This is a genomic window from Robertkochia sediminum (assembly GCF_016786255.1).
Classification (GTDB): domain Bacteria; phylum Bacteroidota; class Bacteroidia; order Flavobacteriales; family Flavobacteriaceae; genus Robertkochia; species Robertkochia sediminum.
This window is the reverse complement of the sequence record NZ_JADMKT010000078.1, coordinates 148,252-172,236: the sequence shown is the minus strand read 5'-3', so window position 1 is coordinate 172,236 and position 23,985 is coordinate 148,252. Positions and strand designations below refer to the sequence as shown.

The following is a 23,985-nucleotide window of genomic DNA, read 5'->3' as shown; positions in this document are numbered from 1 at the left end:
TATTAAGATACTCCCTCAGGTTTGGTGCATACCCTTGCACGCTGTTCAAGGTTGTAAGTGCATACGGTTTTAACGGTACATGAAGTACGGGCTTTAAGACATTTTGATGATTTATCCTCGAATTTTTCGTTTTCAGGATCGTCACTTATGGCTGCGGTAAGCAACATAAGTAAAAGGTAGACAAGCGATTTCATAATTGATGTATTTATTGGTCACCATGAATTTATAACTACCTGGTTGTAAAATCGTAAGCCTTAAGATTACTTTACAGAAGTTTTAACGAATCCCTTAGAAATAGAAATGTAAATGTGAAAGAGTTCAAAAAATTTTACTCTATTTCATTGGGATGATCCTCATACCAATGGTCAAAGGTTTTATCGGTTTTGTAATTGTCTTTAAGTACCATATAGACCATAACCCCTACAAGAAACTGTCCCAGGACCATGGCGTAGAACACGAGGTCGAAGCGAACGTCCATTTGTGTGAGGGCGACAAAGAATACCAGAAAGATACTTACGGCGTAAACCAGAATAATAGCTGTTGATCGCATAGCTTTTTTCCAAAAAATACGCGATTATCAGGTTAAAACATCTTAATAAATAGCTAAAAATCAGCTTTTTAGCCATTTTACATCCTTGCCGGTAGGTTGTTCGTGTAGCTCGAGCTTGAAGTAGTGTACAGCTGCAATGAGGTGTTCCATGATATCGGCTTGTATGCGTTCGTAGTTCTGCCAAACTTTATCGGCCGAAAAGGCATAGATCTCCAATGGAATGCCCTGAGCAGTAGGCTGCAGGATCCTTGTCATGATCATGAGGTCTTTATTGACCGCCGGATGGTTTTCCAGGTAATGGTCACAATATTTACGAAAGATGCCAAGGTTGGTTTGGTTTCTCCCGTTTATGGCCAGTGACTTGTCTGCACTTCGATCGGTGTTGAAACGGTTGATATCGCTTTGCCTTTTCTTTACATAAGGAGCTATAAGCTGGATCCTCAAAATATGCTCGATCTCTTCTTCCGAAAGAAAGCGAACACTTGATGAAGCGATAAAAACAGAGCGTTTGATCCTGCGGCCACCACTTTGAGTCATGCCTCTCCAGTTTTTGAACGAATCAGAAATAAGGGAATAGGTAGGGATGGTAGTAATGGTATGGTCAAAGTTGCGCACTTTTACCGTGGTGAGATTGATCTCGATCACATCACCGTCGGCTCCGAATTTCTCAATAGTGATCCAGTCGCCAATACGCACCATATCGTTTACAGATACCTGTATGCTCGCTACAAATCCGAGAATGGTGTCTTTGAATACGAGCAGGATAATGGCCGATGCTGCTCCCAACGTGGCCAGGAACTGAAAAATATCCTGATTCATGACCTGCGAAAAGATCACCAGTGCGGCAAAGGCCCATAAGAAGATGATCACGATCTGGCTGTATGAGTCAAGGGGTTTATCCTTAAAATACTCCTTGGTTTTAAGGTATTCCTTGGTCGACTTGATCACACTGCGTATGATCCAGACAATAAGCAGGATGAGATAGATGTCTGTTGCTTTCAAAAAAAGATCTTCCCAAAAGGGGAAATCGTGAAATAAAGAAGGGATCATCCTTTCAAAAATGACGAAAGGAATAATATGGGCCGTGTATTTCGGGAAATTACTGGTTGCGAGGAAATCATCGAAGGTCGTGTTGGTCTTATCAGAGAACCTTTTGAATCCGGTAATGATAAGTTTTCGCAGTAACCGGTCAAGCACAATGAGCATAACCAACGCCAGCACGAGGTTTATTCCGAGGTTGACCTGCTTGGCCAGGGTTTCAGAATAGCCCTGTTCGAGTAATAGATTTTTTATTAAACTAAAGACCTTGGGCAGGTTTTCGTTGTCGATCATGGTTGTACTATTTGGAATACAAAATTAGCAGGATTTTCAGAGTATTAAAATCCTGTAAAAGGTTATTTCCCCTGGTTTGGAATGCCTTTAAAATCCTTGTTGCGGGTCTTGTTCGGGTTCTTGAATAGCCGCTTGAAGAATCCGTCCCTTTTTTCTGTCTTACAGTCTAAGGCTTCCAGCACCTCTGCTTCAGGGGTTTCGAATTTGGCTGTAGTCAAGGCTTTCGAAGGTCTGTGATCTTCCAGCTGTTGCCACCACAAGGCAAATAGGGGCAGTGCCGAATTCGCTCCCTGACCAATTGCGGTCGAATTAAATCCAAGTCGTTGATCGTCTAACCCGACCCAGGAAACGCTTACGATCCCGGGGTTGAAGCCAACGAACCATCCGTCTTTATTATTTTGGGTGGTACCTGTTTTACCTGCTATCTCGGCATGTATTCCGTAACGTCCGGCCAGTCGGCTGGCGGTACCTTCTCTCACTACCGACCTGAGCATTTCACGTATGGTTTGTGCTGTTCGTTTTGAAAAGGCAGCTGTATTGGGTTGTTGCGGTTCACGGGTAAATAAGACCTTACCATCATTGGTGGTGATCTCTTCTATAAAATAGGGGTCACTGGGTATTCCATTATTCACAAAGGCTGTATAGGCACGGGCTACTTCCAGTACCGAAAGCTCGGCCGTTCCAAGCGCCAGCGATGGCACTGGCGGCAGGGGGGAGGAGATTCCCATGTTCCTGGCGGTACTTATGACATTGGGTATACCGGCATCTTCCATCACCTTAACTGAAACTGTATTTACAGAGCGACTTAAGGCGTATTCCATAGAATAGTTCATGTACTTTTTATCGTCTTTTTCCGAGGCATTCTCAGGGGTCCAACCGCCCAGGTTCTTGTAGGCGATCTTTCTCAGGTCATAATAGGTGCATGCAGGGATTCCCTGTTCGATGGCGGTGGCATAGACTATGGGTTTAAAGACAGAGCCCACCTGCCTTTTACTTTGTACTACGTGATCGTACTGGATATGATCGTAGTCGATGCCCCCGATCCAGGTTCTTACGGCGCCACTTGGAGGATCCAGGCTTACCCAGCCTACATTGATCAGTTTAAGGTAGTGCAATAAGCTGTCTGTAGTGCTCAGGTTGCGTTTTTTTGTGCCCTGCCAGGTGAATATTTGTTTCTCTGATCTGGCCTCGAGCGAATCCATGATCGCTTGATGAGGCCATCCTTGCGCGGCCCATTTCTTATAGGGGGCAGATTCTTTGATCACGGCTTTGGCAAGGGTGGTATTCTTATCCCATGGAGCGCGTTTGCCATAACTTGCCTCAAATACCTTTTGCAGGGACTCCATGTGCTGTTTTACACTTTCTTCGGCCATGACCTGCATATCCAGGTCAAGGGTAGTTTTAATGATGAGTCCGTCCCTGTATAGATCGATCTCTTCACCATTCTCCTTTTGAAAGGTCGCTACCCAGGCTTCCAGCTCTTTTCTCACCTGTTCTCTGAAATAGGCTGCGCGATCGTGGGTTATTCGTTTGGAATTCAGTTCGAGAATCAAAGGTTGTTCGCTTAATTCGAGGTAGGAGGCTTCATCGATCTTGCCGTATTTCAGCATTTGATGTAATACCACATTACGCCTTTGCATATTTCGTTCAGGAAATAAACGAGGGTTATAGGTATGGGTTGCTTTTAGAGACCCGATGAGCGCGGCTGCTTCAGGTAATGTTAATGCTGCTGCAGGTTTACTGAAAAAACGCCTTGAGGCGCTTTCTATGCCGTAGGTATTGTCGGGAAAGGAAACCGTATTAAGGTATTTCTCCAATAGTTCCTCCTTAGTGTAAAGTTCTTCCAGGCGTGATGCGATCACAGACTCTCTGATCTTATGGGCAACCAGGGCCAGATTCCCCGATCTTTCCCTTCCATAAAGATTCTTTGCTAATTGTTGGGTCAGGGTACTGCCACCTCCTGAAGAGGCATTTTGCAGGACAATGGTCTTAATGAAAACGCGAAAAAGACTTTTTGTATCCGTACCACTATGCTCGTAGAACCTGGCATCTTCAGTTGCCACGAGGGCCTCAAGAAGGTGAGGAGGCATGTCTTCGATCGATATAGGAATGCGGTCTTCCCTGAATAATTTTCCAATGGTTTGTCCGTGGTGGTCTACCAGTACGGTGGCCAGATCCAGGTTTTTGGATGCCAGTGCTTTTTTGCCGGGTAGTGGACCCCAGAATCCGGAAAATACAGATATCAGGAATAAGAGGGATAAAAAGAAAAGGCTACCTAAAAAGATAGCCAGTATTTTTTTGAAATTACCGGGAAATCTCCACTTCATCTTCACGCATTTTAAATATTATACGTAAGGAATGCAGAAATAGATGTTTGTCACTAATAAAAAGTGGTATGGTTACCCCAGGTACATTTTCAGGATCTTACTTCTGGAATTGTGGCGAAGGCGTCTAATACCTTTTTCCCTTATCTGCCTTACCCGTTCTCTGGTAAGATCAAAGATATCTCCGATCTCCTCCAGGGTCATGGGTTGTTCCTGCCCAATGCCATAATTCAATTTGATCACATCGGCCTCACGTGTCGACAAGGTGTCAAGTGCCCTGGTGATCTCTGTGAACAAAGAATCATGCAGCAACTTTTTGTCTGGATTAGGTGATTCTGCCGATTTGACAACGTCGTATAAGCTTGAAGATTCGCCCTCCTTGAGCGGGGCGTCCATAGAGACATGCCTTCCGGCATTCTTTAGCGATTGCTTGACATCTTTAACGGTCATGTCAAGCTCCCGTGCCAGCTCTTCTGCAGAAGGCGGACGCTCGTGTTTTTGTTCGAGGAAAGAAAAGGCCTTATTGATCTTATTGATCGAGCCGATCTTGTTTAGCGGTAAACGCACAATTCGCGACTGTTCGGCCAGGGCCTGAAGGATCGATTGACGAATCCACCAAACCGCATACGATATGAACTTGAAACCACGGGTCTCATCAAATCTTTTAGCGGCTTTTACCAGTCCTATATTTCCCTCATTAATAAGATCGGCAAGCTTTAGTCCCTGATTCTGGTACTGTTTGGCCACCGACACCACAAATCTCAGGTTGGCCTTGGTGAGTTTCTCAAGAGCCAGTTGATCTCCTTGTTTGATACGCTGGGCCAGCTCCACCTCTTCTTCGGCGGTGATCATATCGATCTTGCTGATGTCCTGTAGGTATTTATCAAGGGATTTGGATTCGCGGTTGGTAACCTGCTTAACGATCTTTAGTTGTCTCATATATTTTCTCTTATTAAGGAATTATCCTCTTAATAACATTTTTTTGTGAGAAAAGCAAGTAAAACAAATCTTAAACGCCTGAAATACAATAACTTTAAGGTTTTTTTAAGAAAATTTATTTAAAAAACCATGAAGGTAGAAGGATATATCGTCATAAAAAAAGCACCGGCAGCAAGTTCATGCCATCGGTGCTTTTGAATGTATGTTGAGAAAGAATTAGAGGATCTCGATCACCTCTACATCAAAGATCAGGTCTTTTCCAGCCAGTGGGTGGTTGGCGTCTACCATGATACTTTCTTCTTTTACTTCAGAAACCATAAGCGGAATTTCACGTCCGTCAGGCGCCTTAGAAATAAGTTGCATTCCTACCTCAGGCTTTATCTCTTCCGGAAGCTCACTCATTGGTACTTCCTGGATGAGTTCCTCGCGGGTATCACCATAGGCTTGCTCTGCAGGTATCTCAATAGTTTTCTTTTCGTTTACTTTCATATCAAGGATCCCGTTCTCGAATCCGGGGATAAGCATTCCTTTACCGAGGGTAAATTCAAGGGGCTCTCTTTCCAGGGAACTATCAAAAACCTGCCCGTTTGTGAGTTTACCGGTGTAATGAACTTTTACAGTGTCGTTAGCTTTTACTTGACTCATAAAATTATTTTTAGGGTGGGCCAGTGGCCCGATTTTAAATAAGCTACGAAACTACTCCTAATATATCGGACAACCATATGAATTTTGTTAAGATTCGTGAAAACGCTCGTTGATATCCTGACATTCATACGGTTGTGTTAATTTTCAGATTTAGCCGCCTAAAATTTCAGTGTATCCCTTATTTCGATTAATTTTGCTGGATTGAAATTTAAGCTGCCCTGGAATTATGTATGCGATAGATGAAATAGAGAAAAAAGAGCTTTATGACTATCAAAAAGGCGCCATAGACGAGATCTTCGATCGCATTAATAACCGCCCTGATAACTATCATTTGCTTTACCAGCTACCTACGGGTGGTGGTAAAACGGTGATCTTCTCGGAGATCGTGAGAAGGTATATTGAAGAAACCGGAAAGAAGGTGGTTGTGCTTACCCATCGTATCGAATTGAGTAAGCAGACCTCTAAGATGCTACGTGGCTTCAAAGTCAAGAATAAGATCATAAACAGCAAGGTGAAGGAGCTGCCCGATCAGCACGAATACATGTGTTTCGTAGCCATGGTCGAGACGCTCAAGAACCGACTTTACGATAAGAAACTGGAAATTGACGATGTTGGCCTGGTCATTATTGATGAGGCGCATTACAATTCGTTCCGTAAACTCCTTTCGTTCTTTAAAAAGAGCTTTATCATTGGGGTTACAGCCACCCCGCTGAGTTCTAATATTAAACTTCCGATGAAGGATAATTACAACGAACTCATTACAGGAGAACCTATTCAGGCCCTTATAGATAAGGGGTTCCTCGCCAAGGCAGAGATCTATTCTTATGACGTAGGGCTAACTTCTCTTAAGGTAGGTATCAATGGCGATTATACCGTTAAGTCGTCTGAGGCTCTTTACTCAAAGCTCGATATGCAGGAAAAGCTGCTTACGGCATATGAGGAGCGTTCTAAGGGTAAAAAGACCCTGATATTTAATAACGGGATCAACACCTCCTGGTACGTTTATGAATTGTTCAGGGAAGCGGGATACCCCGTTCGTCACCTGGATAATACCCATAGTAGTAACGAGCGTAAGGAGATCCTGAGGTGGTTCAGAGATACCCCGGATGCTATTTTGAGTTCGGTAAGTATTCTTACTACCGGATTCGATGAGCCTACAGTGGAGAGCATTATCCTGAACAGGGCTACGCGTTCTTTAACGCTTTATTTCCAGATGATCGGTAGGGGATCAAGGGTTCTGGCCAATAAGAAGAACTTTACGGTGATCGACCTGGGGAATAACGTTGCCCGCTTCGGATTGTGGAGCGATCCCGTAGATTGGCAACACATCTTTAAATTCCCTGATTTTTACCTGGAAAGCATTAAAGACGATGAAGAGATCGAACGTAATTTCTTCTACCAGATGCCTAACCACATTCGCGAGAAGTTCGCGAATACCCCGGTGGTAACCTTTGATGTGGAAAGTATTTACGACGAGGTGTTGAAGAACGGACAACGTTCTAAGGTGATCCTGGAGCGATCCTTAGAGCAACATACACGCATGTGTGTCGAAAACAGTGAGGATGCCTACGAGGCAAGAATGCTGGCCATGGAGCTCAGAGACGATATCGATTGCCGCATAAACAGATACTCCCAGTGTATAGCAAAAAGTACCAAAAACTACAGAGACTGGCTTGCCGATGATTACTTTAAAAAGCTTCGGGTAAACATTGTCAAAGCATACCAATAAAAACAAAAGATCCCTCCGCAAAAACGGGGGGATCTTTTGTTTATAGGACAAGCCGTGAGTTACCGGCAACCCGAGGTAAATCCGGTAGCATCGAATTTGGTTTGAACGGCTCCGCTTCGGGATCCGTCTACGGCCTGTATCACCAGTTGATTGATACCACTACCATCTCGTTTAGGGCTGCAATACTCGAAAAGATAAAAACTACGGGCTTGTCCGCCAACAGCTTCGGAGATCTCATTGAAAGTGGCTTCCAGTTCTTCTTTATTATTTGCAAAAACACTACTGGTCTTCCCAATGTTCAGGAGAACGGCCTCGTCGATCTCTGATCCCAGTCCTATACTGAAAAAGCTGATGTTCTCGTCGGCACTTTCCACGGTTCCCAAGGCTTGATTTCGCGTGTAGCGCCCAGCCTGGTCGGTTCCGTCGGTAAATAATACCACAGAGGCCGCAGAAATGATCTCCTCGTTATCGGCAGCCATAACCAGGTCATTGGCGATAGCGGTCGATTTGATCACTGCTCCGTAAAGGTCTGTAGAAGGGTCCTGGCTAATATTGGTAGTAATACTTTCGATGGCCGCTGTGAGCACATCGCGGTCTTCGGTAAAGCCTTGAAGCTCGTGAAGTACATCTTCCCCGTCAAACCAGAAGATCCCCATTTGATAGGCGGGATTCGGATTTACGGGCATGACATTTCTTATAAAACTTACCGAGGCGCTCTTGAGCTCCTGGAGACTTTGACTGAGCACACTATTAGAGAGATCGAGTACTAGCAGGGTATGCTGCCTGAAGATCTGCTCGTTGGGAGAAATGCGCGCGTTCGATTCGGTTGCAGAGATCGGATTAAAGCAATTGTCATTCCTTCCTTTCTCGTAAATATTAAAGCTACTTGCGGTGAGCCCGGGTACCGGATCACCGGAGACATCGTTAACCTTAAAGAAAACCGAAACCTTACCGGGCAGGGTGGTGTATTCTTCCTGTATGGTCACGCGGAGTTCACTTTTCCCCAGGTCGAGGCAGGGATCTATGCCTTGGGTGTTGGGGCCGTCATCGGCATTGCCACAGGATAGAAATAAAAGAGAAAATAATAGGAAAGCCGGATAAAGAATAGGTAGTCTCATCGTATGCGTTTAAGCTTTGGTTATACCTAAATAACGACGAGACGCTGTTCAAAAGTATGCCGGGATAAAAAAAATCGCCTATTCCAGGTCGTCAAGAAACTTGGAGCGAAGGTCTGGGGTGGGGATCATGCACTGTTCTTTCCTGCCAAACCATTTATAGCGGTTGGCTGCAATAAGGTCGTAGATCCTGTCGCGAAAAACCCCCGGAAGTATATAGCTGAACACGGATAAGGCCTTCCATGGCCATCCCAGGTCTTTGGCTATTTCCATGGCCGCGTCAGATTTAACGAACCAAGCCATTCCCGGCTCTATGAGGACGATAGAATCGGTTTCTTCGGGGTTTATATTGCGCTCAGACAGTAACCTGGATCCCGTTTCACTCTGTAGAGAAGCGTATCGGAATACATCCCTTCGGTCGCGGTCGATTACAAAATTTATTGCACCGTTGCACAAATTGCAAACCCCGTCAAAGAGTATGATCTTTTTTCCTTGTTCCAGTTCCATGGGTAAAAGTTAAGGATTTTTAACCTCAGGATCGTTTTTTGGCCTCGACCAATTCCAGTTTATCCAATGCCACAGAGGTCGTGAACATGCCGTAATTTACAATGGCCTTGTTCTTTTCTATGGTGTCAATGCTTCCAACGGCACGCCCGTCTTCCAGGCGCACGCGGTCGCCCACTTTCAAGGCCGGTCTTGGTTTTGGTTTAACCTGTTCTGCAGCTTTCTTTTTCTTCTCTTCTTTTTTCTTTTCCCGGATCACGGCAACCTTTTTCTCCAATTCTTTCGCAATAACCTCCTTACGTTCGCGCTCTGATCGCTTTTTGGCCGCCGATTCTTTCTTCCGCTTCGAATTTTCTGTTTCTACGATCCTGAGGAATTCAGAAATGAGTGGTCGTTTCTTCTTGTTGATAAAATACTTCTCGGCGATCTCGTTGATCTTATTCCCGAGATAGATCATACGTTGGTTATGGTCAAAGAGTTCCTGGTAACTTTCCAGCTTGCTCTTTAAACGGGTATTGAGCTGTTCCATTTTCCTGGCTTCCTCTCTGGTTTTTTCCTCCTCATCCTTCAGGGAACTTGAGGTCTTGGCCATTTTACTGCGTTCTTTTTGCAGTTTGGCGATGGTGGCGTCAAATCGAACCTTTCCGCGTTCGATCTTCTTTTTAGCCCTGTTGATCAGACTGTACGGGATCCCGTTCTTTTGAGCAACCTCGAATGTGAAGGAGCTACCGGCTTCTCCGAGTACCAATTGAAATACAGGCTCAAGTGTTCGGCGATCGAACATCATATTGGCATTCATGGCGTGCGGAAGTTCGTTGGCCAACATTTTAAGGTTGGAGTAGTGGGTGGTTATAATACCATAGGCTTCCCGCTCGTAAAATACTTCCAGGAAGGTTTCAGCAAGGGCTCCACCAAGCTCAGGATCACTCCCCGTTCCGAACTCATCGATCAGGAACAAGGTGCGATCATTGCATTTTCGCAAAAAGTAGTTCATGTTCTTCAGTCGGTAGCTGTAGGTACTCAGATGATTCTCTATAGATTGATTGTCGCCAATATCGGTGAGAATACGGTCAAACAGAAACGTAGAGCTTCGTTCGTGTACAGGGATCAGAATACCGCATTGCAGCATGAGCTGTAGTAATCCGACGGTCTTGAGGGTGATACTCTTTCCTCCGGCATTGGGTCCGGAGATCACGATGATCCTGTTTTCCTGCTCCAGGGTTACGGTTTGCGGATAGGTGGGTTTATTTTCCTTGCGGTTGGCCACAAGCAATAAGGGGTGGTAGGCTTCCCTGAAATGCATGACCCTTTCTTTGGTGATCTCAGGCAATAAGGCGTTAATAGAAGCCGCATATTTCGCCTTTCCCGCAGTAAGGTCGGTCATGGAAAGGTAATCCTGGTAATCGGCCAATAATGCCGTAAACGGCCTGAATGTATTGGTAAGCGCCTTTAAGATACGCTGGATCTCCTCGGTCTCTTCGTATTTCAGGTTGTCCAGTTCCCTGTTGTACTGATGGGTAGATTCCGGTTCCATATAGACTATACTGCCGGTTTTGGAATGGCCAAGGATAGAACCCTTAATACGCTTGCGGTACATGGCCGTCACAGCCAATACGCGTTTATTGTCGATCACACTTTCGCGAATATCATCAAGATAACCGGCAGATGCATAATTGGAAAGCGCGCTGCCAAAACTTTGGTTGATCTTGTTGCGCACCATGCCCATGGCCTTTCGGATGTGATAAAGGGCTTCTGAGGCGTTGTCTTTGATCTCTCCAAAACGATCGATCACTTTTCCGGTCTCATCCACAAAAAGAGTGGTAAGTTCCATATGGTTGCAAGCCGAAGCCAAATGCGGATAGTATTCTTCGAACTTCTTAAAGAACTTGAGATGCTCATTCACTGTGGCCGAAATGCCGGCGATCTTTCTGAAGCTTTCAATTTCAAGAACACTATTTTCGATCTGTAGCATCTTGAGCTCTTCATGAATAGGGTCAAAGTAGTGATTGGGTATGGTATTGTTGTTTTCGAACGATGCCAGGTACTCATGCGTTTGCTTCAGCGAAGACATGATAGCTTCCTCCTCGCGAAATGGTGCAGTTTTCAGTGCCAGGGCCCGGCCCGGTCCGGTAACGCAGCATTCGCTTATTTGTTCCAGAACCTTGTTCAGTTCAAGGTCGTTCAATGTTTTTTCTGTTATTTTATGCATTGCTTTTAGGAGGCTTTTTGAGCAGCACAAATTTACATAACTTATACGGCAATTCTGAATTCAATTCAGAAATCGGCTAACCCAAAAAAATAACCCTATGATCATGAACCAACTACCCCGTGAATGGCGATCCCTACTGAAGGACGAGTTAGCGGCGCCTTATTTTAAATCGCTTATGGATCACGTAGCGCGGGAATACGATCAGCACACCTGTTATCCGCCTGAAGCTTATGTGTATAAGGCCTTTGAATATTGTGCTCCTGAAGAGGTTAAGGTGGTGATCCTTGGGCAGGATCCCTATCACGGGGAAGGCCAGGCCCATGGTCTTTGCTTTTCTGTAAATGAGGGGGTAAAACACCCTCCATCCCTGGTGAATATCTTTAAGGAGATCCATGCTGATACTGGAAACCCTGTGCCGGTATCCGGAGACCTTACTCATTGGGCCCAACAAGGGGTGCTACTGCTTAATGCCACCTTAACGGTTAGGGCATCACAAGCAGGAAGTCATCAGGGAAAAGGGTGGGAGCGATTTACCGACCAGGTGATCGCCCGTTTGTCGGCATCACAGCAACATGTGGTATTTATGTTATGGGGTGGCTATGCCAGAAAAAAGAAAAAGCTCATTAATAGGGAGAAGCATCTCATTCTTGAGTGCGGACATCCATCACCGCTAAGCGCCAACAGGGGCTATTGGTTTGGTAACGGGCATTTCTCCCAGTGCAATACCTGGCTGAAAAACAAGAACAGGAAACCTATAGAGTGGTAGTGATTTCGCTATAGGAAAGTTGTTCTTTAAGGAGGCCTAATTTCATAAGCTGATCCTGTACGTTCTTAAGGATGGCCGGCGGCAATTGTTGCTGGCTCCAGCGGGTTAGTGCCAACCACTCCCTGATATCTCCGAGGTCCTGTTCGTAGCGGTTAGACAGCATTCGGTCTATACTGGGGATATCCTTGAATTCAGCCGTAAATGTATTGATCACTTCAAGTATATGTTTAAGTGCTGAACCATGTTTTTTTATGGCATGATCACTGGCGGCGATCACAAAACAGGGCCATGGTGTCGGGCAATCGCCCAGCCTTCGGAATATGCCCTGGTCGACCAGGGGTTTGGTCGTAAAATGTTCCCACATAAAGTAATCAGATCCCCCATTTTGCAGAGAAGCTACAGCCCCCTGGAGATGGTCAACGACTTTGAAGGAAAGGTTATTTGTGTCCCATCCCTGGTTGTCTGCATGGATAAATGCCATGAGGTGACTTCCGCTGCCATAGCGGCTTATAGCTGCTGTTTTACCACGTATATCGCTCATCTCCCGGTAAGGACTATGCGCATCTACGTGAATACCCCAATAAAGAGGAGAAGCGATGTATTCCTGGAGGATCTTACTGGGGTTGCCCTCAGCAATGTCTTTAGTGATCCCTTCGGTAAGGATAATGGCCAGGTCGGCCTCTTGCGCTCTGAGCATGCTACACATACGTCCCGTTCCCTCCGGGATATCGGTCCAAACCACTTCGATGCCCCGGTCTTCAAAGGCCCCTTCTTCAATGGCTAAATGCCATGGCAGGTTAAAGTGCTCGGGGACTCCAACGATTTTGATGGTTTTCATCGAGATGGTATTTTGTGATCGTTCGTTAAAATTAAGGTGGATTTAGCGGTTTAGCGATATATGGGCGAAAAAAATCGCCTAAAATTAAAAAATAGGGGACAGGGCGATCTTATTCAGGGTGTATTGTATGAGGCTGTCTACAGCTGCTTTCCCATTTTTAGTGAACGTACCGCTGGCGCGATTGGCCAGAATAACATTAAGAGACATGGCGCGATGTCCCATCAGGGCAGAAAGGGCGTAGATAGCTGAGGTTTCCATCTCCAGGTTAGTGATACGAAGACCTTCAAACTCAAAATCAAATAATTTATCATTAAACACCGGGTCTTTGATTGGGGTGCGAAGCTGGCGCCCCTGAGGCCCATAGAACCCGGAATTGGTCGTGGTAACTCCAGAGGTGATCTCTGTTCCGGAGAACAGCGCAATAAGATCAGGGTGGGCCTTTACAATATAGGGAGTGCTGTTCTCCTTAGGCCAGTTCATATGATCGTAGAGGGCTTTAGACATCGCTTTTTCTACGATATTCCCATCCTGATAAAAGTGTAAAAGGTTATCAAAACCTATACCATAGGCCGATGCCACGAAACTATCTACTTCAAGCTCTCTGCGCAGGGATCCCGAAGTTCCTACTCTGATAATGTTAAGTGGGGTGAGATGTTCTTTAATGGCCCTTTTTTCAAGGTCGATATTAACCAGGGCATCCAATTCGTTCAGGACAATATCGATATTATCGGTACCGATCCCGGTAGAGATCACCGTAATGCGTTTGCATTTAAAGGTGCCTGTATGGGTTACGAACTCTCTTTTTTCACGCTTCACTTCAATATGATCAAAATATCGTGAAACCATGCCAACCCTACCCGGATCGCCCACAGTAATAATGCTGGGAGCAATATCTTCCGGCTTCAGGGCCAGATGATAAATACTCCCGTCACTATTTAGTATGAGTTCTGAGGCTTGCAGCACGTGATCAGAGTTTTAGTAATTGATTTTCTTCTTCGTAGAACAAATAGGCGTATTTGGATGCTCCACCCAGGTAATCGTTGTCATTGCGAAGTACAGGGTAGTAATTCGTGGTTCCGGCCAATACTTCTTTTCCAAGTTTGCTCAGGCGAACGGGATTTATGGCCTGGAACATGGGACGGAGTCGTTTGCTCATGCTCTCGTACTGGAGTTCTGTGAATCCGTAATTCTCTTGGTTACCCAGCATTGCACCTATAAGTTTGCTTTTATTAGCCGGGGTATGGGTGTCGGTAATTTCCAGCATCCTGTTTTCCAGAAAATTTAGTCCGTTCTTTACCGAAGGAAATCTTCTGTAATGTGCCTCCAGGGCAGGTGAAAGGAAAGGGAAGGCTTCTCTATGCTCATTAATGGCATTTTGCAGCCTCATCGGATTGCTTTCACAGTACAACTGCCAGATGTAATCGGCGTATTCTATATCGTCTTCAGAAAGTAGTTGGCGTTTTTCATAACACTTTCTGAGTTCTTTTTCGTTCAGATCGCTCAGCGGCACCCAACGACCCTTCTTGTCTTTTTTGGTAAGTTTGACCAGGAAGATATTAGCATGCTTGCGATGTTTCAAAAGCCAGCTCAGGACGGCGAGCATGTTGACCTGGCAAAACAGGTCGTCTTCGAACCAGAGTACGATCTCATCCTCTTTTTTGTGTTTACAGAGGTTCCGATACTCTTTCAGGGTAAGGTCGATAAATTTCTTTTTGGAGACTTTGTAGCGGGAATTAAGAAATTCAAAGCGCTGTCGCCAGAAGGATTCACTACCCACATCGGTGGTGGTCTTTCCTTCACAAAGCATTTCACGCCAGGTCACGATGTAACCTTCGAGATCCAGCTGCTCCAGGGTTTGCGTTAGTGCATCCCCGTTGGTAATGTGTAGTGGAGTCTTCATTTTTAGTTAGTTAGGTAGCTATAAAAGTAATAAAATAACTTTAATATGCCCCGTATCCTAACCAGAGATCGATCAACCGCCTACCCGTTTTACCTTAAAGCCTTTTTCCTTCAGAAGCGTCATGATCTTATCGCGGTAATCCCCCTGAATAATAATGCGTTCGTTCTTAAAACTACCGCCAACGCTTAAGGTGGTCTTGATATCTTTGGCCAGTTTTTTAAAATCGGAGTCGGCTCCGGTATATCCTTCTATAATGGTGATCGGTTTCCCTTTTCTTTTTTCGTATTTACACAGCAACGGCTCATCCTGTAGCCATAGGCCATCGTCCTGGGTATTCTGTGTTTCTTCCTGGAATTCGTGGTCGGGAAAAAGATTTTTGAGTTGATCCTGAAGATCCATTGAGGCAGTATGTTTAAAGGGTTCTTATTCTTTTATGAGTCCGAGGTCTACCAAACGTTCATGTAGGAACTCCCCGGCGGTAATATCCTCGTATTGTTTAGGATTATCGCTATCTACACAGCTATCCAGCACGTTTAAAGGCATATCGCTTACAGGGTGCATAAAGAAAGGAATGGAGTATCTGGAACTACCCCAAAGTTCTTTAGGTGGATTGATCACGCGGTGGATGGTCGATTTTAACCTGTTATTGGTGTGTCTCGACAGCATATCACCAACATTGATCATGAGTTCATCAGGAGCTGCAATGGCGTCTATCCATTCTCCCTGGTGATTCTGCACCTGGAGTCCGCGACCCTGAGCTCCCATGAGGAGGGTAATAAGATTAATATCACCGTGAGCGGCAGCCCTTACAGCATCTTTAGGCTCTTCGGTGATTGGTGGATAGTGGATGGGTCTTAAAATGGAATTTCCGTTCTTGATGTATCCGTCAAAATAGGTTTCTTCCAATCCCAGGTGGAGTGCAAGGGCCCGAAGTACATAGCGCGCGGTGTTCTCCAGCGCCTTATACGCCTTTTTACCCACAGCGTTGAATTCAGGTATTTCCTCTACCAGGACATTAGGAGGATAAGCCTTTTCTAATTCCATGTTGTCTTCGACATATTGTCCAAAGTGCCAGAATTCCTTCAGGTCACCTTCCTTACGGCCTTTCGCATGTTCTTTACCGAAAGCGGTGTACCCGCGTTGACCGCCAATACCCTCTATTTCATATTTCTTCTTCACATCTTCAGGCAGCGCAAAGAAATTACGCACTTGTTCGTAGAGGTCTTCGATCAAACTGTCGGAAAGGAAGTGTCCTTTCAGGGCTACAAATCCGATCTCTTCGTAGGCCTTTCCGATCTCGTCGATAAATTTTTGCTTTAATTTCGGATCCTCCGACAGAAATTCTCCCAGATCCACACTTGGTATCCTATCCATTGTTAATCAGTGTTTTAACGTGCATTGATGCATGCAAAGGTACATATTTTCGTATTCCCCTAAAAGAAGGTTTTTGTAAGAAAAATATTTTAGACTGAATACGAGCTTCATCTTTTTTACTATTTTGGGGTGATACTTAAATATGCTTATGTCAGGTTTTTCCGGAACAACCGTTTTCTCATACGAAAACAGAAATATATCACAGCAAGTACAGCTTGATCTGTACCGCCATATGTTGCGGTCCAGGCTTATAGAAGAAAAGATGCTCATTTTATTACGGCAGGGCAAGATCTCCAAATGGTTTAGCGGGATCGGGCAGGAGGCTATTGCTGTAGGAGTGACCATGGCCATGCAGGCAGATGAATACATTTTGCCCATGCACCGAAATCTCGGGGTATTTACCACCCGTGGTATTCCGTTACCGCGGTTATTTGCCCAATGGCAAGGTAAGATGTCCGGATTTACCAAGGGTCGAGACCGCAGTTTTCATTTTGGTGCCAACGACTATAATATTGTCGGGATGATCTCTCATTTGGGCCCTCAGCTGGGTGTTGCCGACGGTATTGCCCTGGCGGCCAAGTTGCGCAATAATCAAGAGGCAGTAGCCGTATTTACAGGAGAAGGGGCCACCAGTGAAGGAGATTTTCACGAAGCCCTTAACCTGGCTTCGGTCTGGGACCTGCCTGTGATCTTTTGTGTGGAGAACAATGGGTATGGGTTATCCACTCCTTCATCAGAACAGTACCGCTGTGAGCATATTGCCGATCGTGGTGCTGGCTATGGTATGGAATCTCATATTATTGAAGGAAATAATATTCTTGAGGTCTATGAAAAGGTGAACGCTGTAGCGCAGAGCATCAGGAAAGATCCAAGACCTGTATTACTCGAGTTTAAAACCTTCAGGCGTCGCGGACATGAGGAAGCCAGTGGGGTTGCCTACGTTCCTGATGATCTTATTCGCGCCTGGGAAGAAAAGGATCCTGTGACCAATTACAGGGAATTTTTAATAGCAGAAGGTATTCTTGACACCGATGCTGATGACCACCTGAGAGCGTCTATTAAAAAGGAGATCAATGAAGGTTTAGCCCAGGCTTTTGCTGAAGATGCTGTGACGGCCAACAGTGCAAACGAGCTTAGCGATGTCTATGCACCCTATCGATCACAAGCCGTGCCGGCCATAGGAAGTTCTAAGGAACTCCGGTTCGTTGACGCTGTATCTGAAGCCCTATACCAGGCTATGGAAAGGTACCCGGAGATGGTGATCATGGGGCAGGATATCGCCGAATACGGTGGGGTATTTAAGATCACCGAAGGATTTTCAGACCGATTTGGGAAAGAACGCGTAAGGAACACTCCTATTTGTGAATCGATCGTGCTCTCTGCAGCCATGGGCCTATCGGTCAAAGGCGTCAAATCTGTGGTAGAGATGCAATTTGCCGATTTCGTGTCTTCCGGATTTAATCCGATCGTTAACTACCTGGCCAAAGTACACTACCGTTGGGGCCAAAATGCCGATGTAGTGGTTAGGATGCCCTGTGGAGGTGGTGTCGGTGCCGGTCCGTTTCACTCACAGACCAATGAGGCCTGGTTCCTAAAAACACCTGGCTTGAAGGTGGTCTATCCGGCCTTTCCGGCAGATGCTAAAGGTCTGTTGACCGAAGCCATCGAAGACCCTAATCCGGTATTGTTCTTTGAGCATAAAGCCTTATACCGAACGATAAGGCAGGAAGTTCCTGAAGCGTATTATTCGCTTCCCCTTGGGGAGGCAGCCGTACTGAAAGAAGGTGCTAAAGCGGTGATCATTACCTATGGTGCCGGTGTGCATTGGGCCATGGAAGTTCTGGAACAAGAATCATATCAAGAGGTTGCTTTGATCGATCTGCGCAGTTTACAACCTTTGGATACCGAAACCATCTATACCTGGGTAAAGCGCACAGGAAAGGTGCTGGTGGTGCATGAAGACACCTCTTTTATGGGGTTTGGTGCAGAATTGGCAGCCTTGATCCAGGAAAACTGTTTTGAATATCTCGATGCTCCGGTAAAAAGAGTAGGAAGCTTAGATACCCCGGTGCCTTTTGCGAAGAATCTGGAGAAAGAATTCCTTCCTAAAGAAAGGCTTGTGAATACCCTCGATGACTTGCTGGAGTATTGACCGATTTTCCTGTTCATTCTTCCTATATTTTGGTAGGGAAATGTTATTGTAGTATTTTTATGTAGCTAATAATTAGATAGTTATGAAAAAATACATCAAATTCTTTTTAACACTTTCAGGAGTGTTACTTTTTCTTTCCTGTGGGGGGAGTTCGAACTTAGGAAAGGAAAACAAGGGGCTTCGAAGTGGTCTCGATGGCACATGGAACCTGGATCAGGTTTCTTATCAGTCTGAGGGCTATTTTAAATCTGTACTCTTTAACGACGCCGATACCAAATGTTTTAATGGGAGCGAGTGGTTCTTCAGGTCCAACAACAGTACCGGGACCTATACCCTTTACAATGAAGATTGCAACCCCGGAATTCGCTATATCAGATGGTCGATCCAGAACGATGCGAATGGTAATCCGTCGACCTTTACGTTCAAATTTACCGACGAGAAGAAAAAGGACCTTTATGGAGGGGTGGGATATGCCTTTAACATCGAAAGTATAACTCCTAATTCCATGGTGCTTAGCAGTACTGAAAGTGCAGGAGGAGACTCGGTTGGAATGACCTTTGAATTCAGTAAAAAATCAATGTAAAATAGCGTTATGAAAAAAGTAATTAAAAAGATCGCCCTGCTTTGTTTAGGCCTGGTGCTCATCACGGGATGCGATGCCATCCAGAATTCTAACAGTACTCAGAAAGGTACAGCGATCGGTGCTTCATCGGGAGCTGTGATCGGAGGGATCATCGGGAATAATGTCGGTGATAAGAACAATTCGGTGATCGGAGCCATAATTGGTGCCGCCATTGGTGGTGCTGTGGGTAACCGAATAGGAAATAAGATGGACAGGCAGGCAGAGGCCATTGAGGCGTCGGTACCCGGAGCAGAGGTAACCCGGATAGGAGAGGGCATCAATGTAACCTTCGATGAAAATAGTGGCGTTCAATTCGAGATCAATAAGGCAGAGCTTACATCCGAAGGAAAGGCTACCTTAGATAAAATGGCCGAGGTATTCGTTGAGTATGACGATACGAATATACTAGTAGAAGGACATACTGATAGTTCGGGAAGAGACGACTACAATATGACCCTTTCTCAGAAGAGAGCCCAGTCTGTTACCGATTACCTGATCTCTCACGGAGTGGCTTCAAGCCGACTTAAAACCAAATGGTATGGAGAAACACAACCTAAATACGACAATGCTACAGAAGAAGGCCGTGTTAAGAACAGGAGGGTAGAATTGGGTATCGTGGCTTCAGAGGAAATGATCGAAGAGGCAAAAGAAGGAAACTGATCTTCAGTAAAATAGTTTTATATTAAGGTTCGCAATTAGCGAACCTTTTTTTAATTAAAAATCAAAACTCATGAAAATTACATCTGTAATTAGTGTATGCTTTTTGTTGCTTGCCGTTAGTGCCTGTAAACAGGGACCAAAGGCAGCAACAGAAGCACCTGCGGTAACAGAGACCGTTGAAGAAATAGTTGAAGTGAATATAAGAGGGGAGGAGGTCGAATATCAGAGCGACACTACCCTGATGAAAGGTTATATGGCCTGGAATGAACAAATAACGGGGAAGGTTCCCGGAATTATTGTGATCCACGAATGGTGGGGGCATAATGATTATACGCGCGAACGAGCAGATATGCTTGCCGAAATGGGGTATGTGGCCTTTGCGATAGATATGTATGGTGAAGGGAAACAAGCCAAACACCCTGAGGAGGCAGGAAAATTTGCCGGGATGGTGATGAAAAACATGCCCGAAGCTAAGGCACGATTCAATGCCGCCATGGAGGTGCTCAAAAATAATGAACAAGTGGATCCGGAAAAGATCGCCGTTATCGGGTATTGCTTCGGAGGTTCTGTAGCCCTCACCATGGCTAATGCAGGTGCCGATGTCGATGCGGTTGCCGCTTTTCACAGTGGGATCGCCCTTCCGGTACCACCGGGGGAAGACCTAAAGGCCAGGGTTCTTGTATGTAACGGGGCCGACGATCCTATGGTGACTCAGGAAGATGTAACAGCCTTTAAGGCGGCCATGGACGAGGCCGGAGCAAATTACGAATACATAGCCTATGAAAATGCTGTTCACGCCTTTACCTCGAAAGAGGCCGATGCCCTGGGCGAAGAGTTCGGATTGCCTTTGGCCTATAATGAAGAGGCCGATCGCAGATCATGGGAAGCATTACGATCGATGCTTGACGAGGTATTTGAATGATGTCCATAAAAAGCAAAAAGAAAGGGGCGCTGTGGCCCCTTTTTTTATGATGGTTGTTGTACCCTTAGTGATGAGTTTTCATTTTTTCTTTACGCTTACGTAATTGGATCTCAAGTTCGTCTGATGCCTCGGCAATAGACATTTCGTAGCTTTTGGTATTAGCCTGAGCAAACAAACGCGGGCCGGGAGCACTTAGCCGAATATTGCAAATTTTACCGGTATCAGGAGATGATGTATTTTCTGTTTTAAAGAACACATCGGCACGAACTATAAAATCGTACTTATCAACGAGTTTGTCGATTCTCTTGCTTACCATTTCTTCTAATCGGCTGCTGGCGGTCACGGCATCATACTCAAAATTTATTTGCATAGTGTTTACTTTATGGGTTAAACAATACGGTTTTTCCAACCGTTACTATCTCTAAGATACAACCATCTATTGCTAAGAAAGATGACTTGTATCATGATTTAGAAAGGTAAATAAATTATGATGGCCCTCCAAGATTTTTAACGAATTGAAAGGTATTTTTCAACGATCTGCAGAGACCATTTCAGAAAGCAAAGCTTTGAGTTAAAACAAGGGTCGTGATCTCCTTTTAAAATAGGTGAGTGGTTAATTAATTTCGGGAACGCATCCTTTTTAGCCTGAACCCATAGGTTTTCAGGTAAACGAGGATACAGATCGAGAGAAATGCACATACCGTGAAGCCGATAAACAGCGGATACACTCTTGCGCCAGAAACAAAGCGTCCGATAAAGGTGCTAATGGGAACCGCCATAAGGGTAGATATGAGTCCCGTAATGGCTGCAGCGATCCCCGCAATATGCCCCACGGGTTCCATGGCAAGCGCTCTTAAGTTTCCGAAAAGAAATCCTACAGAGAAAAATTGCAGGGCAAAGAATACCAGTAAGACTACTACAGGAGGGTTGGGCGCAGCAAAGAACAGCAGGAGGTAGGTGGCCGAAAAAATAAAGTAGCCTCCCAGGGCAATGGTTACCAGGCGCTCCATACCCAGTCGTAATACCAAAGACCCATTCATAAAGGTGGCCAGGCCAATAGAAATGGCCAGTGCTGCGAATATATAAGGAAACTCTTCTTTGAGTCCGTATTGCTCCTGGAAAATGTGTTGAGAAGCACTGAGGTATACCAGGAAAGACCCGGTTATAAAACCGGATATCAGGGTAAAACCTATGGTGCGTGGATATTTAAAGAGTTCTCGCGTACCTCTTGAAAACAAATTCATTTTTAGCGGGGTTCGCTTGTCGTATTCAAGGGTTTCGGGCTGCCTTTTCCAAAACCAAAGGCATACCAAAAGGGTGAATAGGAGCTGTATATAAAAAATGGCCTGCCAGTTATAGCTATCGATCACCATCTGGCCCATAGCCGGTGCCACAATAGGTACGAGCAGAAATACTACCGTGATAAAGCTCATGATACGGGCCATATGGTCGCCGCGATAGAGATCGCGAACCATGGCAATACTTATCGTCCTTGGCGCAGAGAGTCCGACACCTTGAAGAATACGGCCCATGATCATAACTTCAAGATTTGGCGCCTTTACGCAAATGATACTTGCTATAATAAATACAAAGAAGCCCATGAATACAATGGGTTTACGACCAAGGCTGTCAGAAAGCGGGCCGAATAACAGCGGACCCGTACCAAGGCCGAGGAACATCATGGTGATCAAAAGCTGGTTGTTCGCAGTATTGGTGATCCCGATATCGATCCCGATCAGGTCTAAGGCCGGCAATAAGGCATCTATGGCCAGGGCGGCAATAGACATAAGGGAAGCCATTAGAGCTATAAACTCAAATTGGGAGGGAATACGTTTTTGGATCATTTGGCAAAAGTACGTTATAAATCCGGGTAGTATATGTGGTATTCAAAATATCCTATTTTACATAATATAAATTATAGTGCAAATGAAATACATCACGCATAGCGAAGCTATTTTAGCATAATATCAGATATGGGGCCTTCTGAACCATATCGTCAGGTATTATGTAAAAGTGATGTATGGCAACCCTATTAGGTAATTAATAATTACCCGGATATCTATAGTGCAATTGGAATATATCTCATATAGCGCAGCGATTTTATCATCATACGCAGCTATAGGGATCCTGAACCAAATTGGTTCATATATTACCAGAAATGGTTTTCATGAAGTGTTTCCAAATACTTTGGTATTTAACCAACTATTCGCTGCGAACGGTTTTACAAGAATTATGAGGACACATTTCCAGATGTCATCCAATTTCAATCCTTAACCTCATGGGCATCCAGTGGCTGTTCAAATGCGATAAATAATGTACATAGGCCATTATCGCCACATTTAGCTGTGTGCGGTTTTTTTCCTGCCCATAGGAATAATCACCAATTTCATAGGTTTGGGAGAGTTGTTACTAATATGGCAATTCAGCTCAAGTATCTGGAGTATTTTTTAGGATCATAAAGGTCTGAGAGCCTGCGGGTGTTTGCTGTCATATAGACGTAAACCACCAAATTGGGCTTTCCGTGCGGTTTCCTGAAGGGTCTATGGCCTCGACCTTCCAATAATATACATCTGCTTCCTCCAGTTTGAGGGTTATAGCATCTTCAGTAATGTCCTGGGCCACCAGGTTCTGACTACCGTATTCGGTACCTACATAAACATTGTAACTAAGGGAGGTATCATCGAGATCAAAAGCAGACCATCCCAGATCTACCTGATCGGGATTTACCACTTCATCTAATTCCGGAAACCGACGTTCTGGTGGGAATGGCGGATAATTGGTGATTTCTGATGATGCGATACAAAAGTTCTGTCTTTCTGAGAACGCACTGGTCTTTTTTGAATCGTCTCTGGCCCTCACCCGCCAAAAATAAAAACCTGAATCGGGAACAGTTATCTCGTGACCGGGTGTGTGCAATACATCAGAGAATATGATCTCCGTGAAGTCGGCATTTGTAGAAAGTTGAAGGTTATAGGAGATCTTCTGCCCTTCCGGATCTTTTGCGGCATTCCAGGTAAAAAGTACTGTTTTCCCTGTTAGTATGCTGTAGTTTTCAGGACTTTGTGGTATCGGCGCCGAAGGGACCTCATTGATGGCCGGCGGATCGTCCCGCTCACAAGACCAAAACAAGGCAACTGATAATAGCAAAATCACAAGGCCTACTCTAAAATTCATAATTCAGGGAAATTATTGTCGGCCAGCAAGTTAGGTTAAATCGGCCAGAGGGATACCAAGCGTCCATGAATGACGGGAATTTTCGGTCAATATTAATTCTCATGTATCCCCTTTCCGGTTTTGTTTAGCTAATTTATCGGGAATATCGACCTGATTAGTCTCAAATGGCTGTCTCAGGTCCATTTTTTTTTAAAAAAACTCAACTTCATTACTTCCTGTAACTTATTGAA

General features: G+C 45.0%; 23 protein-coding genes. 6 read left to right on the top strand and 17 right to left on the bottom strand.

What is annotated here, in order from left to right; genetic code table 11:
* Window positions 1–2 precede the first annotated feature (2 nt).
* The 6 genes from IS446_RS12055 to IS446_RS12030 all read right to left on the bottom strand — a co-directional run bounded on the left by IS446_RS12055 (window position 3) and on the right by IS446_RS12030 (window position 5,790).
* Window positions 3–194 carry a hypothetical protein gene (locus IS446_RS12055; protein WP_203061001.1) on the bottom strand — a complete coding sequence of 64 codons (192 nt, stop codon included), beginning with the start codon at window positions 192–194 and terminating at the stop codon, window positions 3–5.
* A 134-nt stretch (window positions 195–328) separates the two neighbouring features.
* The gene (locus IS446_RS12050) at window positions 329–550 is read right to left on the bottom strand and encodes a hypothetical protein (RefSeq protein ID WP_203061000.1); all 222 of its coding nucleotides are present in this window, start codon (window positions 548–550) and stop codon (window positions 329–331) included.
* A 60-nt stretch (window positions 551–610) separates the two neighbouring features.
* Window positions 611–1,882 carry a mechanosensitive ion channel family protein gene (locus IS446_RS12045; RefSeq protein WP_203060999.1) on the bottom strand — a complete coding sequence of 424 codons (1,272 nt, stop codon included), beginning with the start codon at window positions 1,880–1,882 and terminating at the stop codon, window positions 611–613.
* Window positions 1,883–1,944: 62 nt separating this feature from the next.
* The gene (locus IS446_RS12040; protein ID WP_203060998.1) at window positions 1,945–4,209 is read right to left on the bottom strand and encodes a transglycosylase domain-containing protein; all 2,265 of its coding nucleotides are present in this window, start codon (window positions 4,207–4,209) and stop codon (window positions 1,945–1,947) included.
* 72 nt (window positions 4,210–4,281) lie between these two features.
* On the bottom strand, window positions 4,282–5,145 hold the full coding sequence (locus tag IS446_RS12035; protein WP_203060997.1) for a sigma-70 family RNA polymerase sigma factor: 864 nt from the start codon (window positions 5,143–5,145) through the stop codon (window positions 4,282–4,284).
* Between the two features lie 216 nt (window positions 5,146–5,361).
* Window positions 5,362–5,790, bottom strand: a complete 429-nt coding sequence (locus IS446_RS12030) for an FKBP-type peptidyl-prolyl cis-trans isomerase (protein ID WP_203060996.1) — start codon at window positions 5,788–5,790, stop codon at window positions 5,362–5,364.
* 226 nt (window positions 5,791–6,016) lie between these two features.
* On the opposite strand from IS446_RS12030, the gene IS446_RS12025 reads away from it, so the two are divergent.
* Window positions 6,017–7,519, top strand: a complete 1,503-nt coding sequence (locus IS446_RS12025) for a DEAD/DEAH box helicase (protein ID WP_203060995.1) — start codon at window positions 6,017–6,019, stop codon at window positions 7,517–7,519.
* A 59-nt stretch (window positions 7,520–7,578) separates the two neighbouring features.
* On the opposite strand, the gene IS446_RS12020 is transcribed toward IS446_RS12025, so the two are convergent.
* The 3 genes from IS446_RS12020 to IS446_RS12010 all read right to left on the bottom strand — a co-directional run bounded on the left by IS446_RS12020 (window position 7,579) and on the right by IS446_RS12010 (window position 11,347).
* Window positions 7,579–8,637, bottom strand: a complete 1,059-nt coding sequence (locus tag IS446_RS12020; protein ID WP_203060994.1) for a VWA domain-containing protein — start codon at window positions 8,635–8,637, stop codon at window positions 7,579–7,581.
* A 78-nt stretch (window positions 8,638–8,715) separates the two neighbouring features.
* Window positions 8,716–9,141 carry a thiol-disulfide oxidoreductase DCC family protein gene (locus tag IS446_RS12015; RefSeq protein WP_203060993.1) on the bottom strand — a complete coding sequence of 142 codons (426 nt, stop codon included), beginning with the start codon at window positions 9,139–9,141 and terminating at the stop codon, window positions 8,716–8,718.
* A gap of 25 nt (window positions 9,142–9,166) precedes the next feature.
* A complete protein-coding gene (locus IS446_RS12010; RefSeq protein ID WP_203060992.1) occupies window positions 9,167–11,347 on the bottom strand; it encodes an endonuclease MutS2 in 2,181 nt (726 codons plus the stop codon).
* Window positions 11,348–11,450: 103 nt separating this feature from the next.
* Here IS446_RS12010 and ung point away from each other — a divergent pair, with 103 nt between their 5' ends.
* Window positions 11,451–12,113: a uracil-DNA glycosylase gene (gene ung, locus IS446_RS12005; protein WP_203060991.1), complete on the top strand. Its 663-nt coding sequence runs from the start codon at window positions 11,451–11,453 to the stop codon at window positions 12,111–12,113.
* Here the strand turns inward: ung and IS446_RS12000 are convergent.
* From IS446_RS12000 to IS446_RS11980, 5 genes are all read right to left on the bottom strand, one after another.
* On the bottom strand, window positions 12,100–12,951 hold the full coding sequence (locus tag IS446_RS12000) for a substrate-binding domain-containing protein (RefSeq protein WP_203060990.1): 852 nt from the start codon (window positions 12,949–12,951) through the stop codon (window positions 12,100–12,102). The genes ung and IS446_RS12000 overlap by 14 nt on opposite strands.
* Before the next feature lie 84 nt (window positions 12,952–13,035).
* Entirely contained in the window at window positions 13,036–13,914 is an 879-nt protein-coding gene (locus tag IS446_RS11995; protein ID WP_203060989.1) for a nucleoside phosphorylase, read from the bottom strand.
* Between the two features lie 4 nt (window positions 13,915–13,918).
* Window positions 13,919–14,851, bottom strand: a complete 933-nt coding sequence (locus IS446_RS11990; RefSeq protein WP_203060988.1) for a DUF1835 domain-containing protein — start codon at window positions 14,849–14,851, stop codon at window positions 13,919–13,921.
* A gap of 72 nt (window positions 14,852–14,923) precedes the next feature.
* A complete protein-coding gene (locus IS446_RS11985) occupies window positions 14,924–15,250 on the bottom strand; it encodes a translation initiation factor (protein WP_203060987.1) in 327 nt (108 codons plus the stop codon).
* A gap of 24 nt (window positions 15,251–15,274) precedes the next feature.
* Window positions 15,275–16,225, bottom strand: coding sequence for an isopenicillin N synthase family dioxygenase (locus tag IS446_RS11980; protein WP_203060986.1), 951 nt, complete (start codon window positions 16,223–16,225; stop codon window positions 15,275–15,277).
* Between the two features lie 148 nt (window positions 16,226–16,373).
* On the opposite strand from IS446_RS11980, the gene IS446_RS11975 reads away from it, so the two are divergent.
* The 4 genes from IS446_RS11975 (at window position 16,374) to IS446_RS11960 (ending at window position 20,581) form a co-directional block, all read left to right on the top strand.
* Window positions 16,374–18,377: an alpha-ketoacid dehydrogenase subunit alpha/beta gene (locus IS446_RS11975; RefSeq protein ID WP_394370966.1), complete on the top strand. Its 2,004-nt coding sequence runs from the start codon at window positions 16,374–16,376 to the stop codon at window positions 18,375–18,377.
* An 82-nt stretch (window positions 18,378–18,459) separates the two neighbouring features.
* The gene (locus IS446_RS11970) at window positions 18,460–18,960 is read left to right on the top strand and encodes a lipocalin family protein (RefSeq protein WP_203060985.1); all 501 of its coding nucleotides are present in this window, start codon (window positions 18,460–18,462) and stop codon (window positions 18,958–18,960) included.
* Between the two features lie 9 nt (window positions 18,961–18,969).
* Window positions 18,970–19,659, top strand: a complete 690-nt coding sequence (locus tag IS446_RS11965; protein ID WP_203060984.1) for an OmpA family protein — start codon at window positions 18,970–18,972, stop codon at window positions 19,657–19,659.
* A gap of 70 nt (window positions 19,660–19,729) precedes the next feature.
* The gene (locus IS446_RS11960) at window positions 19,730–20,581 is read left to right on the top strand and encodes a dienelactone hydrolase family protein (RefSeq protein WP_203060983.1); all 852 of its coding nucleotides are present in this window, start codon (window positions 19,730–19,732) and stop codon (window positions 20,579–20,581) included.
* A 64-nt stretch (window positions 20,582–20,645) separates the two neighbouring features.
* On the opposite strand, the gene hpf is transcribed toward IS446_RS11960, so the two are convergent.
* The 3 genes from hpf to IS446_RS11945 all read right to left on the bottom strand — a co-directional run bounded on the left by hpf (window position 20,646) and on the right by IS446_RS11945 (window position 23,755).
* Window positions 20,646–20,951: a ribosome hibernation-promoting factor, HPF/YfiA family gene (gene hpf / locus IS446_RS11955; RefSeq protein ID WP_203060982.1), complete on the bottom strand. Its 306-nt coding sequence runs from the start codon at window positions 20,949–20,951 to the stop codon at window positions 20,646–20,648.
* 247 nt (window positions 20,952–21,198) lie between these two features.
* The gene (locus IS446_RS11950; RefSeq protein WP_203060981.1) at window positions 21,199–22,425 is read right to left on the bottom strand and encodes a multidrug effflux MFS transporter; all 1,227 of its coding nucleotides are present in this window, start codon (window positions 22,423–22,425) and stop codon (window positions 21,199–21,201) included.
* Window positions 22,426–23,068: 643 nt separating this feature from the next.
* Window positions 23,069–23,755, bottom strand: a complete 687-nt coding sequence (locus IS446_RS11945) for a fibronectin type III domain-containing protein (RefSeq protein ID WP_203060980.1) — start codon at window positions 23,753–23,755, stop codon at window positions 23,069–23,071.
* Between the last annotated feature and the right edge of the window lie 230 nt (window positions 23,756–23,985).